This window comes from Enemella evansiae (assembly GCF_002250705.1).
GTDB lineage: Bacteria > Actinomycetota > Actinomycetes > Propionibacteriales > Propionibacteriaceae > Enemella > Enemella evansiae.
Genome location: NZ_NMVP01000001.1, coordinates 691,797 through 707,353, shown reverse-complemented (window position 1 = coordinate 707,353; position 15,557 = coordinate 691,797). Strand labels below are relative to the sequence as shown.

12 protein-coding genes and 1 pseudogene are annotated in these 15,557 nt (G+C 69.4%); 9 read left to right on the top strand and 4 right to left on the bottom strand.

All coding sequences use genetic code 11. The features are described 5' to 3' along the window. Window positions 1–84: 84 nt before the first annotated feature. The 3 genes from BI335_RS03405 to BI335_RS03395 all read right to left on the bottom strand — a co-directional run bounded on the left by BI335_RS03405 (window position 85) and on the right by BI335_RS03395 (window position 5,369). A complete protein-coding gene (locus BI335_RS03405) occupies window positions 85–936 on the bottom strand; it encodes a PAC2 family protein (RefSeq protein WP_094358833.1) in 852 nt (283 codons plus the stop codon). 37 nt (window positions 937–973) lie between these two features. Then, entirely contained in the window at window positions 974–4,777 is a 3,804-nt protein-coding gene (gene metH, locus BI335_RS03400; RefSeq protein ID WP_267489855.1) for a methionine synthase, read from the bottom strand. Between the two features lie 82 nt (window positions 4,778–4,859). Next, window positions 4,860–5,369, bottom strand: coding sequence for a hypothetical protein (locus tag BI335_RS03395; RefSeq protein ID WP_094429649.1), 510 nt, complete (start codon window positions 5,367–5,369; stop codon window positions 4,860–4,862). A gap of 97 nt (window positions 5,370–5,466) precedes the next feature. On the opposite strand from BI335_RS03395, the gene BI335_RS03390 reads away from it, so the two are divergent. The 4 genes and pseudogenes from BI335_RS03390 (at window position 5,467) to arc (ending at window position 10,512) form a co-directional block, all read left to right on the top strand. Then, on the top strand, window positions 5,467–6,207 hold the full coding sequence (locus BI335_RS03390; RefSeq protein WP_094429648.1) for an HAD family hydrolase: 741 nt from the start codon (window positions 5,467–5,469) through the stop codon (window positions 6,205–6,207). Next, entirely contained in the window at window positions 6,204–7,649 is a 1,446-nt protein-coding gene (locus BI335_RS03385; RefSeq protein WP_094429647.1) for an ABC transporter substrate-binding protein, read from the top strand. The genes BI335_RS03390 and BI335_RS03385 overlap by 4 nt, the downstream gene beginning before the upstream one ends. 59 nt (window positions 7,650–7,708) lie before the next feature. Continuing rightward, a pseudogene (locus BI335_RS03380) lies at window positions 7,709–8,614 on the top strand (tRNA (adenine-N1)-methyltransferase); the annotation flags it as partial. 143 nt (window positions 8,615–8,757) lie between these two features. Next, window positions 8,758–10,512 carry a proteasome ATPase gene (gene arc / locus BI335_RS03375; RefSeq protein ID WP_144008758.1) on the top strand — a complete coding sequence of 585 codons (1,755 nt, stop codon included), beginning with the start codon at window positions 8,758–8,760 and terminating at the stop codon, window positions 10,510–10,512. A 75-nt stretch (window positions 10,513–10,587) separates the two neighbouring features. On the opposite strand, the gene BI335_RS03370 is transcribed toward arc, so the two are convergent. Beyond that, window positions 10,588–10,977 (bottom strand): DUF3054 domain-containing protein, encoded by a 390-nt coding sequence (locus tag BI335_RS03370; protein ID WP_229119414.1) that lies wholly within the window; start codon window positions 10,975–10,977, stop codon window positions 10,588–10,590. 22 nt (window positions 10,978–10,999) lie between these two features. On the opposite strand from BI335_RS03370, the gene dop reads away from it, so the two are divergent. From dop to BI335_RS03345, 5 genes are all read left to right on the top strand, one after another. Further along, window positions 11,000–12,508 carry a depupylase/deamidase Dop gene (dop, locus tag BI335_RS03365; RefSeq protein ID WP_094429645.1) on the top strand — a complete coding sequence of 503 codons (1,509 nt, stop codon included), beginning with the start codon at window positions 11,000–11,002 and terminating at the stop codon, window positions 12,506–12,508. A 189-nt stretch (window positions 12,509–12,697) separates the two neighbouring features. Beyond that, window positions 12,698–12,886 carry a ubiquitin-like protein Pup gene (locus BI335_RS03360; RefSeq protein ID WP_094429644.1) on the top strand — a complete coding sequence of 63 codons (189 nt, stop codon included), beginning with the start codon at window positions 12,698–12,700 and terminating at the stop codon, window positions 12,884–12,886. Beyond that, complete coding sequence (gene prcB, locus BI335_RS03355; RefSeq protein WP_094358594.1) at window positions 12,883–13,722, top strand: proteasome subunit beta; 840 nt, start codon at window positions 12,883–12,885, stop codon at window positions 13,720–13,722. Before BI335_RS03360 ends, prcB begins: the two co-directional genes overlap by 4 nt. Window positions 13,723–13,770: 48 nt before the next feature. Next, window positions 13,771–14,460, top strand: coding sequence for a proteasome subunit alpha (gene prcA, locus BI335_RS03350; RefSeq protein ID WP_094358592.1), 690 nt, complete (start codon window positions 13,771–13,773; stop codon window positions 14,458–14,460). Beyond that, window positions 14,457–15,548 (top strand): prephenate dehydrogenase, encoded by a 1,092-nt coding sequence (locus BI335_RS03345; protein WP_094429643.1) that lies wholly within the window; start codon window positions 14,457–14,459, stop codon window positions 15,546–15,548. Before prcA ends, BI335_RS03345 begins: the two co-directional genes overlap by 4 nt. The last annotated feature ends 9 nt before the right edge of the window (window positions 15,549–15,557 follow it).

Below are 15,557 nucleotides of genomic sequence, written 5' to 3'. Positions count from 1 at the left end.
GTCGAGAAGACAGGCCGGGCTGGTTCATCTCGACACGCAGCCCATTGCTCCGCAAGCTCCGCATGGGCTGCTACTCGATGAGCGCTACGGGTCGTTGCGGCGGCGGAGGTAGCGTTCGAACTCGGCGGCGATGGCGTCGCCGGAGGCCTCGGGGAGTTCGGTCTCGTCCTGGTCGGCCTCCAGGGAGGCGACGTAGGAGCTCAGCTCGGCGTCGTCGTCGATGAGCTCGGCGACCCCGCGTTCCCAGGCCCGGCCCAGCTCCGGGAGCTCGCCCGGATCGATGGTCACCTCGGCGAGATCCTCCAGCCGGTGCAGCAGCGCCAGCGTCGCCTTGGGGTTCGGCGGCTGGGCGACGTAGTGCGGGACCGCGGCCCACAGGCTCGCCACGTCCATCCCGGCGTCGGTGCAGGCGGCGCTGAGGACACCGGTGATCCCGGTCGGCCCCTCATAGGTCGACCGGGACAGGCCGAGCCGCTCCCGCACCCGCGGATCGGCGCTGCTCCGCGACACCGGTACCGGCCGGGTGTGCGCGTTGTCGGCGAGCAGGGAGCCGAGCACGACCACCAGCGACGGGTGCGCCGACCGCAGCGCGGAGACGATCTGGGCGGCGTACGAGCGCCAGCGCATGTTCGGCTCCGGCCCGGTGATCAGCACCAGATCGCGCTCACCGATCCGCCCGATCCACACATCGGTACGCGGCCAACTGATCCGGTCGCCGTCCTCGCCCCGGGAGACCATCGGCCGGTTCACCTGGAAGTCGTAGTGGTCCTCGCCGTCCAGGCTGAACAGCAGATCCGCATCGGACACCTCGATCAGGTGGAGAACCGCGTCGGTGGCCGCCGAGCCTGCATCGTTCCAGCCGCTGAATGCGAGCACGGCAACGGGATCCTGCAACTCCCGCAGGTTGGAGATGGCGTTGTGGTCACGTGCCGGCATGCCGACCACTGTACTGCCGAGTGCCAGTGCGAATGGCTCAGTCCTCCGGTTCGTAACCCAGGTTGGGCGACAACCAGCGTTCCGCCTCGGCCAGCGTCCAGCCCTTGCGCTCGGCGTACGCCTCCACCTGATCCTTGCCGAGCCGGCCGACGACGAAGTACCGCGACTCCGGATGGGAGAAGTACCAGCCGCTGACCGCGGCACCCGGCCACATCGCCATCGAATCGGTCAGCTCGATCCCGGTCTGGCCGGTCGCATCGAGCAGATCGAACAGGGTGAGCTTCTCGGTGTGATCCGGGCAGGCCGGATAACCCGGCGCCGGCCGGATGCCGCGGTAGCTCTCGGCGATCAGCTCCTCGTTGGAGAGCTTCTCATCGGGCGCGTATCCCCACAGCTCCTCCCGGACCACCGCATGCATCCGCTCCGCGAACGCCTCGGCGAGCCGGTCGGCCAGCGACTCCAGCAGGATCGCGCTGTAGTCGTCCAGCGCCTCCTTGAACTCGGCGATCTTCTCGGCCGACCCGAGCCCCGCGGTCACCGCGAACCCGCCGACATAATCGGGCAGCCCGGTCTCCTTCGGCGCCACGTAGTCGGCCAGCGAACGATGCGGTACGCCGTCGCGGTGATGGCCCTGCTGGCGCAGGTGGTGCAGCACCGTGCGCACCTGCTGACGCGACTCGTCGGCGTACACCTCGATGTCGTCACCGACCGCATTCGCCGGCCAGAAACCGACGACCCCGTTGGCGTGCAGCCAGCGCTCCTCGATGAGCCGATCCAGCATCGCCTGCGCGTCGTCCCACAACTTGCGGGCGGCCTCCCCGCTCGCCGGATTGTTCAGGATGTCGGGGAATCGGCCCTTCAGCTCCCAGGCGTTGAAGAACGGCTGCCAGTCGATGTAATCGCGCAGTATCTCCAGCGGATACTCGGTGAACGTCCGGGTGAACGAGGTGATCCGACCCAGATGCTCATCGAGCGCGCCGTCGTTGGCGACATCGCGGGCCTGCTGCAGCAGGAAACGCGGCCGGGGCGGACGATGCTCGCTCCAGTCGATCGGGGTACGCCCGGCCACGGCGTCCGCGTAACGCAGCAGCGGCCGCTCGTTTCCCTTGGCTGCATGGCGTTTCCGGATCGTCTCGTAATCGGCCTCGATGCCTTCCAGGAACTTCGGGCGACGTTCGTCGGACAGCAGCGCGGCCGCGGTCGGAACCGAACGGGAGGCGTCCTTCACCCAGACCACCGGCGCGTGGTATTTCGGGGTGATCTTGACCGCGGTGTGCGCCTTGGAGGTGGTCGCCCCGCCGATCAGCAACGGGATGTCGAACTCCTGCCGCTCCAGTTCCGCGGCCAGGTTGACCATCTCGTCCAATGACGGCGTGATCAGCCCCGACAATCCGATGATGTCGGCGTTCTCGGCCTTCGCGGTGTCGATGATCTTCTGCGCCGGCACCATCACCCCGAGGTCGATGACGTCGTAGTTGTTGCACTGCAGCACCACCCCGACGATGTTCTTGCCGATGTCGTGCACATCGCCCTTGACGGTGGCCATCACGATCTTGCCGTTGGTGCGTTCGGCATCACCGGGCCGGCGCTCCGCCTCGATGAACGGGATCAGGTGGGCGACCGCCTTCTTCATCACCCGGGCCGATTTCACAACCTGGGGGAGGAACATCTTGCCCGCCCCGAACAGGTCGCCGACCACACCCATGCCGTCCATCAGCGGACCTTCGATGACCGCCAGCGGCCGCTCCCCGGCCTCGGCCAGCTCGACCCGCAGTTCCTCGGTGTCGTCGACGATGAACTCGTCGATGCCCTTGACCAGGGCGTGGGTGATCCGCTCCCGGGCGGGCTGGCCGCGCCACTCCTCGGCGGCGGACTCGTCGGCCTTCTCGCCGCTGCGGTTGAATTCCTCGGCGATCTCCAGCAACCGCTCCGCCGCATCCGGGCGACGGTTCAGGATCACGTCCTCGATCCGCTCCCGGAGCCGTTCGTCGACCTCGTCGTAGACCGCCAGCGCACCGGCGTTCACGATGCCCATGTCCATCCCGGCGGCGATCGCGTGGTAGAGGAAGACCGCGTGGATCGCCTCGCGGACCGGATTGTTGCCGCGGAAGCTGAACGAGACGTTGGAGACCCCGCCGGACACCAGCGCACCGGGCAGGTTCTCCTTGATCCACCGGGTGCCCTCGATGTAGTCGAGGCCGTAGTTGGCGTGCTCCTCGATCCCGGTCGCGACCGCGAAGATGTTCGGGTCGAAGATGATGTCCTCGGCCGGGAAATCGAGTTCGTCGGTGAGGATCTTGTACGCCCGCCCGCAGATCTCCTCGCGGCGTTCCAGGGTGTCGGCCTGACCTTCCTCGTCGAAGGCCATCACCACCACGGCCGCGCCGTATTTGCGGCACAGTTTCGCATGTTCGACGAAGGCGTCGACACCCTCCTTCATCGAGATCGAGTTGACGATCGATTTTCCTTGTACGCAACGCAATCCGGCTTCGATGACCTCCCACTTCGAGGAGTCGATCATCACCGGCACGGTGCAGATGTCGGGTTCGGAGGCGATCAGCTTGCAGAACCGGTCCATCGCGGCGATGCCGTCGATCATCCCCTCGTCCATGTTGATGTCGATGATCTGCGCACCGGCCTCCACCTGCTGGCGGGCGACGTTCAACGCGGTCGCGTAGTCACCCTCCTTGATCAGGCGGCGGAAGCGGGCCGACCCGGTGATGTTGGTGCGCTCGCCGACGTTGACGAACAGGGAGTCCTCGGTGACGTTCAGCGGTTCCAGACCGGACAGCCGCAGTGCCGGGCCGATGGTCGGCGGCACCCGGGGGTCGGTGTCCACGACGCGTTCGGCGAGCTGGCTGATGTGCTCGGGGGTGGTGCCACAGCAGCCGCCGAGGACGTTGACCAACCCGTCGGCGGCGAACCCGGCGAGCACCTCGGCCATCTCCTCCGGTGTCTGGTCGTATTCACCGAACGCGTTCGGCAGCCCCGCATTCGGGTAGCAGAAGGTGAAGCAGTCCGCGACCCGGGCGAGCTCGGCGGCGTACGGACGCATGTCGGCCGCACCGAGCGCACAGTTGAAACCCACCGCCAACGGGCGGGCGTGCCGGATGCTGTTCCAGAACGCCTCGGTCAGCTGACCCGAGAGGGTGCGCCCCGACGCGTCGGTGATGGTGCCGGAGATGAACACCGGCCAGCGCCGGCCGCGCTGCTCGAAGAGGGTTTCCAGGGCGAAGACCGCGGCCTTGGCATTGAGGGTGTCGAAGATCGTCTCGACCAGCAGCAGGTCACTGCCGCCGTCAACGAGCCCCTCGGCCTGTTCGAGATAGGCGCCGACCAGCTCGTCGAAGCTGACGTTGCGGGCACCGGGGTCGTTCACATCGGGGGAGATCGACGCGGTCCGGTTCGTCGGCCCGAGAGCGCCCGCGACGTAGCGCGGCCGGTCCTCGGTGGCCACCGCGTCACAGGCGGCGCGGGCCAACCGGGCGGATTCGTAGTTGAGCTCATAGCTCAGCTCCTGCATCCCGTAGTCGGCCATCGAGATCCGCTGGGCGCTGAAGGTGTTGGTCTCGATGATGTCCGCACCCGCGGCGAGATATTCGTCGTGGATGGAGCGGATCACCTCGGGCCGGGTGATCGACAGCAGATCGTTGTTGCCCTTGACATCGGACTCCCAGTCGGCGAACCGGTCGCCGCGGAACTCCTCCTCGGACAGTTTCTGCCGCTGGATGAAGACCCCCATCGACCCGTCCAGCATCAACACCTGCTCGGCCATCGCCGCGGTCAGGGCGGCGGTGGCATCGGGGCGGATCAAGGACTGGTCGCGTGTCTCGGGTGTCACACGCGCAAGGTCGGAGCGGCTGCTCACTTCGGTTTCCCTTCACAGGAGTTTGCGCAGATCGGAGCGATTCTAGGTGAGCGGGTCAGTCATCTCGGCCCGCGTCCGAATCGGGCCGTCGCCGATCCCGGGTGAACCAGAGCCCGAGCACCAGGATCAGGAGCAGAGCCGCGATCAGGTTCTGCAGGATGGTCGGCCAGGGTTGGATGTCGAGCGTGCCGCCGCCACGACGGTCCAGAGCGACCACCGCCGGTGCCGCCAGGAGCGGAAGCAGACTCCAGGGATCGGGGCGACGGCCCAGGTGACCGGCCGAACCGAAGGCCAGCGCGGCCGGGATGGCCAGGATCATCCAGACGGCGAGGAAGCCGTGGGCGAAGTCATCGGTGCGCCCGCCGATCCAGAACGCCAGCAGCGCCCACGCCCACTGGGTGCCGAGCAGGGCGCCCAGCAGCCGCAGGGCCGGCACCCCGCCGGGCCGCAGCGGGTGCCCGCCGTACTGGGCGCCGAAGACGTTCACCAGCGAATTCAACGCGCCGAGTGCACAACCGATCACCGCGCACCACACCCACCAGCCGACCGTGGCGGAGGTGCGCATCACGGCACGCTAGCCGGGCCGAGCTGCGCGACCGGGTTGCGACCCGCGCCCGCGCCGGCTTTGCCGGGCCTCGGTTCTCTGGAAAACTGGCGGCGCCATGACGAACGACGCCCCGACGCCGACCGAGGCCCCCGCCGCCGGTTCCCGCGACTCCTCGACCGATCCGCTGCCCGCCGCCGTCCTGTGGGATTTCGACGGCACCCTGGTCGATTCCGAACCCATCTGGATGCGGATGGAGCACGAGCTGGTCGCCGAGTGGGGCGGGCAGTGGAGCGACGCGCAGGCGTACCAGATGGTCGGCAACGATCTGCGGGAGAGCGCCCGGCACCTGATCGCCGCGAGCGCCCGCGACGACCTGACCATCGACGGTGTGGTCGCCGCGCTGGTCTCCCGGGTCGCCGCCGAACTGCGCGACGGCCCGATGCTGGAGCTGCGTCCCGGTGCGGGGGAGCTGCTGCAGCAGTTGGCCGCGGCCGGGGTGCCCTGCGCGCTGGTCTCGGCCTCCTATCGCGAGGTGCTGGAGGCGATGCTGACCCGGCTGCCGGCGAACCCGTTCGTCGATGTGGTCGCCGGGGACGACGTCACCCACGGCAAGCCCCACCCCGAGCCCTATCTGACCGCGTGCGCGCGCCTGGGCGTACGCCCGGAGGACTGCGTGGTGCTGGAGGACTCGAACACCGGCGCCGATTCGGGCAATGCCGCCGGCGCGGTGGTGCTGGTGATCCGCAACCACGTCCAGGTGCCGCCCGCCCCGCGCCGGGTGCTGCTGGACACGCTGGCCGGCGTCGGACCCGCCGAGCTGGCCGGCCACCTGGCCCGGGCGCGGGGGGAGCGTTGAGCAGCTGGGGGCGCCGACTCGGCGCGCTGCTCGCCGCCGGCGGCGTACTGCTGGCCACCGGGTGCACCGCCACCGAGACCAAGGCCGCGCCGACCGGCCCCACCGACCGGCCGCCGACCTTCGCGACCACGGCCCGGGTGACCGACATCGACCCGGTCGCCGCCGTCGACGAGGGCTCGCAGATGTACGCCTACAACGTCTTCCAGCGGTTGATGACCGTGCAGATCGGCAGTGCTGCGCTGAAACCCGACCTGGCCTCCGAATGCTGGTACATCGACCCGCTCACCTATTCCTGCGCCGTCGGCCGGAACCGCAGCTTCACCAGCGGCCGCACGCTGACCAGCGCCGATGTGAAGTTCTCCCTGGACCGGGCGATGCGGCTCGCCGACCGCGTCCCCGGATCCTCGGCTCGGATGCTGGACAGCATCGCCAGCGTCGAGACGCCCGAGGAGCTGCGGGTCGACATCAAGCTCAAATACCCCGACAGCAACATCGGGTACGCCCTGGCCTCGCCGGCGGCCTCGATCGTCGACTCCCGGACGTTCCCGGCGGATGAGCTGCTGGCGCAGAACCAGATCCCGGTCGGATCCGGCCCCTACATCCCCAAGGCCCGCTCGCTCGATGAGCTGGTGCTGCAGCGCAACGGCCGCTACGGCGGCGCCAACGGGGGCCACTTCAACGAGGTCACCGTCAAGACCTACAGCAGCCTGGAGCTGATGAACCGCGCCATCGCCACCGGCACGGTCGACCTGCTCTGGCGGGTCGGCGCCCCGCCGCAGACCGCCAGCACCACCTATGTGCCGAAGGTGCTGCCCGGCGCCGATGTCTCCCGGTTGGTCTGGAACCCGACCTCGCCGCAGCGCACCGATGCCGGGCTGCGGCAGCGGGTCGTCGCCGCGACCTCCGAACTGCGGACCCTGCGTCGGCTGCTGCCCGCCGGCGTCGACTCCGGTGTCGACACCTTCCCCGCCGGGCCGGTCGCCGCGCCCGAGGGCCCGGCGCAGCAGGTGAGCCTGGCGGTCGCCAGCCGCAACGATCTCGCGCTGTCGCTGCTGCCGAAGGTGCAGCAGGCGCTCGAGCAGGCCGGACTGCGGGTTTCGGTGGTGGAGAATCCCGGGGCCGCCGATCTGCTGCTGGATGCCGGCAGCACCTACACCAACACCCCGGTCGCCTGGCTGCAGGACTGGTGGGACAACCCGCTGCCGGGCCAGGAGCAGCGCAACAAGGAGCTGCTGCAGGCCTACCGCACCGCGCCCGACGTGCCGGCGCGGAACCGTGCCTCCCGGGCGATGCAGGAGGCCGCGACCGCCGATGCGACCGTGCTGCCGCTCACCCAGGCCGACCGGACCATCTATCTGATTCCGGCGATCACCGTCGACGAGCAGTACAAGAACTGGCTCGGTCCCGGATTCCAGCTCGGTGTCTGGGGGTGGACCACGTGAGCGAGCCGATCGAACAGCCCGAGCCCACCGGCGTACCCGACTATTCCGGGGTGCGCTCCGGCCCGCTGCAGGCGGGGGAATGGGTGCTGCTCACCGACCCCAAGGGCAAGAAGAAGTCGGTCCTGCTGGAACCGGGGAAGTCCTTCCACACCACCAAGGGCGGGGTCAGCCACGACGACCTGATCGGCGGCCCCGACGGGGTCGTGGTGCGCTCGGTCGGCGGCATGCAGTTCCTCGCGCTGCGGCCGCTGCTCGGTGACTACACGGTCACGATGCCGCGCGGTGCCGCCGTGGTGTATCCGAAGGAGGCCGCCCAGATCGTGATGGGCGCCGACATCTTCCCCGGTGCCCGGGTGCTGGAGGCCGGGGTCGGCTCCGGCGCGCTCACCCTGACCCTGCTGCGGGCGCTCGGCCCGACCGGGCGACTCTGGTCCTTCGAGCGGCGCGCCGACTTCGCGGAGATCGCCCAGCGCAATGTCACCACCTGGCTGGGTGCGGAGCATCCCGGCTGGTCGGTCGAGGTCGGGGACCTGGTGGAACGGCTGGAGGCCGAACCCGAACTGGCGCCGGAGCTGGACCGGGTGATCCTGGACATGCTGGCGCCCTGGGAGTGCGTGGACGCGGTCGCCACCCGGCTGGTACCCGGTGGGGTGCTCTGCTGCTACGTCGCGACCACCACCCAGTTGGGCCGGGTGATGGATCAGATCCGCACCCATACCGGTTTCACCGAACCGGAGGGCACCGAGACCATCGTGCGCGGCTGGCACGCCGAGGGGTTGGCGATCCGGCCGGCCCACGGCGCCTCCAGCCACACCGGGTTCCTGGTCACCGCCCGCCGGCTCGCTCCCGGGGTGACCAGCCCGTTGCGCAAGCGCCGGCCCGCCCCCGGGGCGTACGGTCCGGACTACACCGGCCCGCGCCCGCCCTGGGTCGAGCAGAACCCCAGCGCCCCGGACGCCGGCTGAGCGCCGCGCCCACCCGTGGGCCGAGCCAGCGCAGCGAGTCGAAGCCACCGGGATCCGGGATGCCGACCCGCGTTCGGAGAGCGGACGTGCCGTCCGGGGCCCCGGGGGCGCCGCGCTAGGCTCGTTCGTCTAGGAGGTGGCTCGTGACCGAGGATCGCTTCGACCAGGACCGGCTGGACGCTCTGACCACGGAGATCGCCGACCTGCGGGACCGGGTTTCCCGGCATCCCCGCGAGTTGTCGGCGCTGGAAAGGCGGCTCGCGGATGCGCGCGCCGAGGGCCGGCAGGTGGCCGCCCAGAACGAACGGCTCTCGCTGACGCTGCGCGAGGCCCGGGACCGGCTGGTCGCGCTCAAGGCCCAGATGGATGCGCTCGGCGAACCGCCGGTCGGTTTCGGCACCCTGGAGCGGCTGTTGCCGCCCGAACCCGGTGCGGAGCTGCGGCTGGCCGAGATCCACACCCAGGGCCGCAAGGTGCGCACCGCCATCGCCATGGAGGAGATCGACGAGGACGAACTGGTCCCCGGCACCCAACTGCTGGTCAACGAGTCGCTGCTCGTCGTCGGCATCGCCGACGGCTCCGCCGCCGGTGACATCGGCGTACTCAAGGACCTGCTGCCCGACGGTCAGCGCGCGGTCGTCGTCGTGCACGGTGACGACGAGCAGGTGGTACGCCTGTCCGGCGCGTTGGTCGAGGCGCGGCCGCGGGCCGGTGATCTGCTGCTGCTGGATCGGCGTTCGATGTTCGCCTTCGAGGTGGTGCCGAAGCTGGATGTCGAGGAGCTGGTGCTGGAGGAGGTGCCAGACATCGACTATGCCGCGATCGGCGGCCTGTCCAACCAGATCGAGCAGATCACCGACGCCGTCGAGCTGCCGTTCCTGCATCAGGACCTCTACGCGGCCTACGAGCTGACCCCGCCCAAGGGGGTGCTGCTCTATGGCCCGCCCGGCTGCGGCAAGACCATGATCGCCAAGGCGGTCGCGAACTCGCTGGCCAAGAAGGTGGCCGCCAAGGACGGCAGCGACGGGCGGGCCGGTGAAGAGGGCCGCAGCTTCTTCCTGAACGTCAAGGGCCCCGAGCTGCTGAACAAATACGTCGGTGAGACCGAGCGGCACATCCGGCTGATCTTCCAGCGGGCTAGGGCCAAGGCGAGCGACGGCTGGCCGGTGATCGTCTTCTTCGACGAGATGGATTCGCTCTTCCGCACCCGCGGGTCGGGTGTCTCCTCCGATGTCGAGAACACCATCGTGCCGCAGCTGCTGAGCGAGCTTGACGGTGTCGAGTCGTTGGAGAACGTGATCATCATCGGCGCCTCCAACCGCGAGGACATGATCGATCCGGCGATCCTGCGACCCGGGCGGTTGGATGTGAAGATCAAGGTCGATCGGCCCGACGCGGAGGCGGCCCGGGAGATCTTCGCCCGCTACTTCACCGAGGCGCTGCCGCTGGCCGAGGCCGACCTGAAGCGCTTCGGCGGTGATGCCGCACGGACCCGCGCGGAGATGATCGATGCCACCGTGGCGCACATGTACGCCGAGAACACCGACAACCAGTTCCTCGAGGTCACCTATGCCGGCGGGGACAAGGAAATCCTTTACTTCAAGGATTTCTCCTCCGGCGCGATGATCCAGAACATCGTCGGCCGGGCGAAGAAGTCGGCGATCAAGGAGAAGATCGGCGGCGGTTCCGGCGGGTTGCGGATGGAGCATCTGCTGCAGGCCTGCAACGACGAGTTCGGTGAGAACGAGGACCTGCCGAACACCACCAATCCCGACGACTGGGCGAAGATCTCGGGCAAGAAGGGGGAGCGGATCGTCTACATCCGCCCGCTCTTCACCTCCAAGCAGGTCAGCAGCCGCAGCATCGAGACCGCGACCAACACCGGCCAGTACCTCTGAGGCTCATCTCGACACGCTCGGCATTGCTCCGCTTCGCTGCGCATGCCGAGCTACTCGATGAGCGTTCCTCGGAGCTCAGGCGCTGGGACGGGCGCCCGGGATCGGACCCTGGCGGCGGTTCACCTCGCGCACCAGGAACACGATCAATCGCCACCCCAGCAGGAAAACCGCGAGCACCGAGGCGGCCACCATGGTGAATGACGGCTGCACGCCGACCATCGTGATCCGGCGGATCACCAGCCCGATCCCCACCGTGCACGCCCAGACCGCCAGGGCGGCGTACAGGGTCAAGGTGGTGCGCCAGGAACGCGACACCAGCCAGCCGATCGCCAGCCCGACCAGGAACGGCCAGGCGGTCTGGATCAGCCCCAGCGGGGTGATCGCCTGGGAGTGCGAGACGCGCATCGCGAGCGTGAACCCGAGCACCAGCAGCACGTCGACGAGAAGGCTGATCAGGGCACGCACGGGGCGAGTATAGGCTCGCGCCGTGACGCAACAGGTGTTCGGACTGGAGACGGAGTACGGCATTGCGGTGAGCGGGCACGGCCCGGCGACCGGGCTGCACCCGATGCACTGGGCGAACCTGCTGGTGCGCAGCTATGGCGAGCTCGCCGGGGCCGCGGAGCGCTGGGACTACGAGACCGAGGATCCGCTGGCCGATGCCCGCGGGTTCACCGTCGACCGCCGGATCGCCCACCCCGATCAGCTCACCGACGACGACACGATGGCGAACCTGGTGCTCACCAACGGCGCCCGGCTCTACGTCGACCACGCCCATCCGGAGTATTCGGGGCCCGAGGTGACCAGCGCCCGGGATGCGGTGCTCTGGGACACCGCGGGGGACCGGCTGGTCTGGCTCGCCGCGCAGAACGCCTCCGCCCGGCTCGGCCAGCCGCTGCGGCTGTGGAAGAACAACACCGACGGCAAGGGCGCCTCCTACGGCACCCACGAGAACTATCTGATGTCGCGGCAGACGCCGTTCCACCGCGTGGTGCAGCAGTTCAGCGCCTTTCTGGTCACCCGGCAGCCGCTGACCGGGGCCGGCCGGGTGGGGCTCGGCCAGTACAGCGAGGAGCCCGGTTTCCAGATCAGCCAGCGCGCCGACTTCTTCGAGGCCGAGGTGGGGCTGGAGACGACCCTCAACCGACCGGTGATCAACACCCGCGACGAACCGCACGCCCGGGCCCGCGAGTTCCGCCGGTTGCATGTCATCACCGGGGACGCCAATCGCAGCGAGTACGCCGGTTGGCTCAAGGTCGGCACCGCGGCCCTGGTGCTGGCCGCCATCGAGGCCGGTCTGTGCGCCGACCTGCCGCGGCTCGCCGACCCGGTCGCCGCCATGCACACCGTCTCCCACGATCTCGCGCTGAGCGCACCGCTGCCGCTGGCCGAGGACGCCGGCACCAGCACCGCGCTCGGCCTGCAACGGGCGTACGCCGACGCGGTCGCCGACCTGCTCGAATCCCGCGCCGACCTCGTCGGCCACCCCGAGGAGGCCGCCGAACTGCTCGCCGCCTGGCGGGACTGCCTCGATGCGCTGGAGCGCGATCCGATGGAGCTGGCGGATCGGCTCGACTGGGTCGCCAAGCTGAAACTGCTGGAGTCCTACCGGACCCGGGACCGGATCGGTTGGGACGCCCCCAAACTCGCCCTGATCGACCTGCAGTACGCCGAACTCGACCCGGCGCGCAGCCTCTATCACGCGCTGGTCGCCAAGGGCCGGATGCGCCGGATGTTCACCGACGAGCAGGTCGAACAGGCCCGGCTCACCCCGCCCACCGACACCCGGGCCTACTTCCGCGGGGAAGTGATGCGCCGTTACGCCGACCAGGTGGTGGCCGCCTCCTGGGACTCGCTGATCGTCGACGTGCCGAAACGCCGTTCGCTGCTGCGGATCCCGATGCTCGACCCGCTGCGCGGCACCCGCGAGCACATCGGCGCCCAGCTCGACGCCAGCGCCGACATCGGCCAGCTGGTGACCGCCCTCGGCTACTGAGCGCGGTTCCTCCCACGATCCCCGAGTAGCTCGCGCAGCGAGCGTGTCGAGGGGGCCTGATCATCTCAACACGCAATCCCGGCGGCGCTTCGCTCTGCCGGGATTGCTACTCGATGAGCGCAGGGGCGGCTGAGCGTGGCGGGTGCTAGCGCTAGGCTGGAAATCCGAGCCAACGGGCGAGGAGGAGAGATGAGCCAGTCACAGCATGAGAGCCGCCGGCCCGACGACGGCGGCGAGCCCGATGTGGGTCCTGCCGCGCAGGCTCGGCCCCAGCAGTCGGACGAGGAGTTCGACTCGCTGCTGGATGAGATCGACGGGGTGCTCGAGGTGAACGCCGAGGAGTTCGTGCGTTCCTTCGTGCAGAAGGGCGGCCAGTGAGAGGCGCGGCCGGGCTTCCCCCGGCGTACCTGCGGGCCGGTTCGTCCTCGTTCACCGAGTTCCTCGCCGACACCGCACCCGAGCTGCTGCCCGGGCGCCGGCACCAGGGGATGGCCGGCAACAGCGCCGGGGATCTCGCCCCGCACGGGACCACGATCGTCTCCGCGACCTTCCCCCAAGGGGTCGTGATGGCGGGTGACCGGCGGGCCACGATGGGCAACCTGATCGCCCAGCGCGACATCCAGAAGGTCTTCGCCGCCGATGAGTACTCGATGGTCGGCATCGCCGGCACCGCCGGTCTGGCGGTCGAGATGGTGCGGTTGTTCCGCGTCGAGCTGGAGCACTACGAGAAGATCGAAGGAGCGCCGCTTTCGCTGGACGGCAAGGCGAACCGGCTCGCCGCGATGATCCGCGGCAACCTCGGGATGGCGATGCAGGGGCTGGCGGTGCTGCCGTTGTTCGCCGGCTGGGACCACACCCAGAACCAGGGCCGGATCTTCTCCTACGATGCCACCGGCGGCCGCTACGAGGAGACCGCGTTCCACTCCGTCGGCTCCGGATCGGTGTTCGCGAAGGGCTCGCTGAAGAAGCTCTACGAACCGGATCTGGACGCCCTCGGCTGCGCCACCGCGGTGGTCCAGGCGCTCTACGATGCCGCCGACGACGACTCCGCGACCGGCGGTCCGGACATGCAGCGCCGGATCTTCCCGGTCGTCATGGTCGCCACCGCCGACGGCATCGACACCTTCGACGAGGACCGGATCGGTGAGGTCGTCGACCGGATTGTCGCCGCCCGGCGGGTGCGCCCCGACGGCCCCTCGGCACCGTTGCTCTGACCCGGGCCCCAGACCCCCACGATTGCTGACCCACAAGGAGTTCCCGCGATGAGCATGATGTACGTGGCACCCGAACAACAGATGAAGGACCGTGCCGATTTCGCCCGCAAGGGCATCGCGCGCGGACGTTCGGCGGTGGTGCTGCGTTATGCCGGCGGGATCTGCTTCGTCGCCGAGAACCGCTCCCAGGCGCTGCACAAGATCTCCGAGATCTATGACCGGATCGGGTTCGCCGCGGTCGGGCGCTACAACGAGTTCGAGAATCTGCGGATCGCCGGCATCCGGCACGCCGACATGCGCGGTTACTCCTACGACCGCGTCGATGTCACCGGCCGCGGCCTGGCCAACGCGTACGCCCAGCTGCTCGGTACGATCTTCTCCTCCAACTCCGAACTTCCTTATGAGGTGGAGATCGTCGTCGCCGAGCTCGGACAGACCCCGGAAGAGGACCAGATCTACCGGCTCACCTACGACGGCTCGGTCGGTGATGAGGAGCACTACGCGGTGATGGGCGGGCACGCCGAGGAGATTGCCAAGCTGATCGGGGAGCAGTACTCCGACGACGCCGATCTCTCCGCCTGTGTCCAGAACGCCGTCCGCGGACTGAGCCAGGACCGGGAACGGCTCGGGGTGGACGCGCTCGAGGTCGCGGTGCTCGACCGCTCCCGGCCGCAGCCGCGCAAGTTCCGCCGGCTCACCCGGGCGCAGGTGGCCGAAGCACTCGGCGACGCACAGTGAGTGACGAGCCGGATCCCTTTTCTGGCAGCGATTTCGGCCCGGTCCTGATCATCGGGGCCGGGCTGGTCGGTGCCTCGGTGGGGTGCGCGCTGACCGAGGCCGGGATCGAGGTGCATCTGCGCGATCAGGTGCCGAGCCATGCCCGGGTCGCCGCCGGCCGGGGCGCCGGCAGCGTCGAGCCGATCGACCCGGAGGCGGTCGCCCTGGTCGTGGTGGCCGTGCCGCCGCGGGTGCTGGCGCCGGTGGTGTCCGCGGCGCTGGACGAGTTCGGCAATGCCGTCGTCACCGATGTCGGCTCGGTGAAGGGTTCGGTCCTGCGGGATCTGGCGGCCCGCGGGCTGGAGCTGCGGCGTTACGTCGGTTCGCATCCGATGGCCGGTTCGCATCTGGCGGGTCCGGTCACCGCGCGGCCGGACCTGTTCACCGATCGCACGTGGGTGATCGCGCCGCACGCCACGGCGACCCCGGGGGCGATCGAGACCGTGACCAGGCTGGCGACCATCAGCGGGGCCAACCCGGTGGTGATGGACGCCGAGGAGCACGATCTGGCCGTCGCCGCGGTCTCCCATCTGCCGCATGCGGTGTCGGCGATGCTGGCCGCCGGGCTGACCGAGACCAAGCCGGCCCACCTGCAACTCGCGGGTCAGGGCGTACGCGATGTCACCCGGATCGCCGCCGGTGACCCGGACCTGTGGGATCAGATCCTCACCGCCAATGCGCCCGCCGTCGCCGATCAACTGGCCGCGCTGTCGACCCGGCTGGGGGAGTTGGCCGAGCGGTTGGCCGAGCAGCGGCCGGTCGACGATCTGCTCGCCACCGGCGTCGCCGGGACCCGCGCGATCCCCGGCAAGCACGGCCGGGTGCAGACCGAATACGCCCGGTTGATCATCGAGATCCCCGATGCCCCCGGCTCGCTGGCCCGCTTCTTCACCGACGCCGGCGCGGCCGGGGTGAACGTGGAGGACATCTCGATCGAGCACGACCCGGTCCGCGAGGTGGGCTGGTTGCAGGTCTCGGTACGCCCGGAGCTGGCGCCCGACTTCAGTGCGGCGATGTCCGATCGGGGCTGGCACCTGCACGAGGGGTAAGCATGCCTT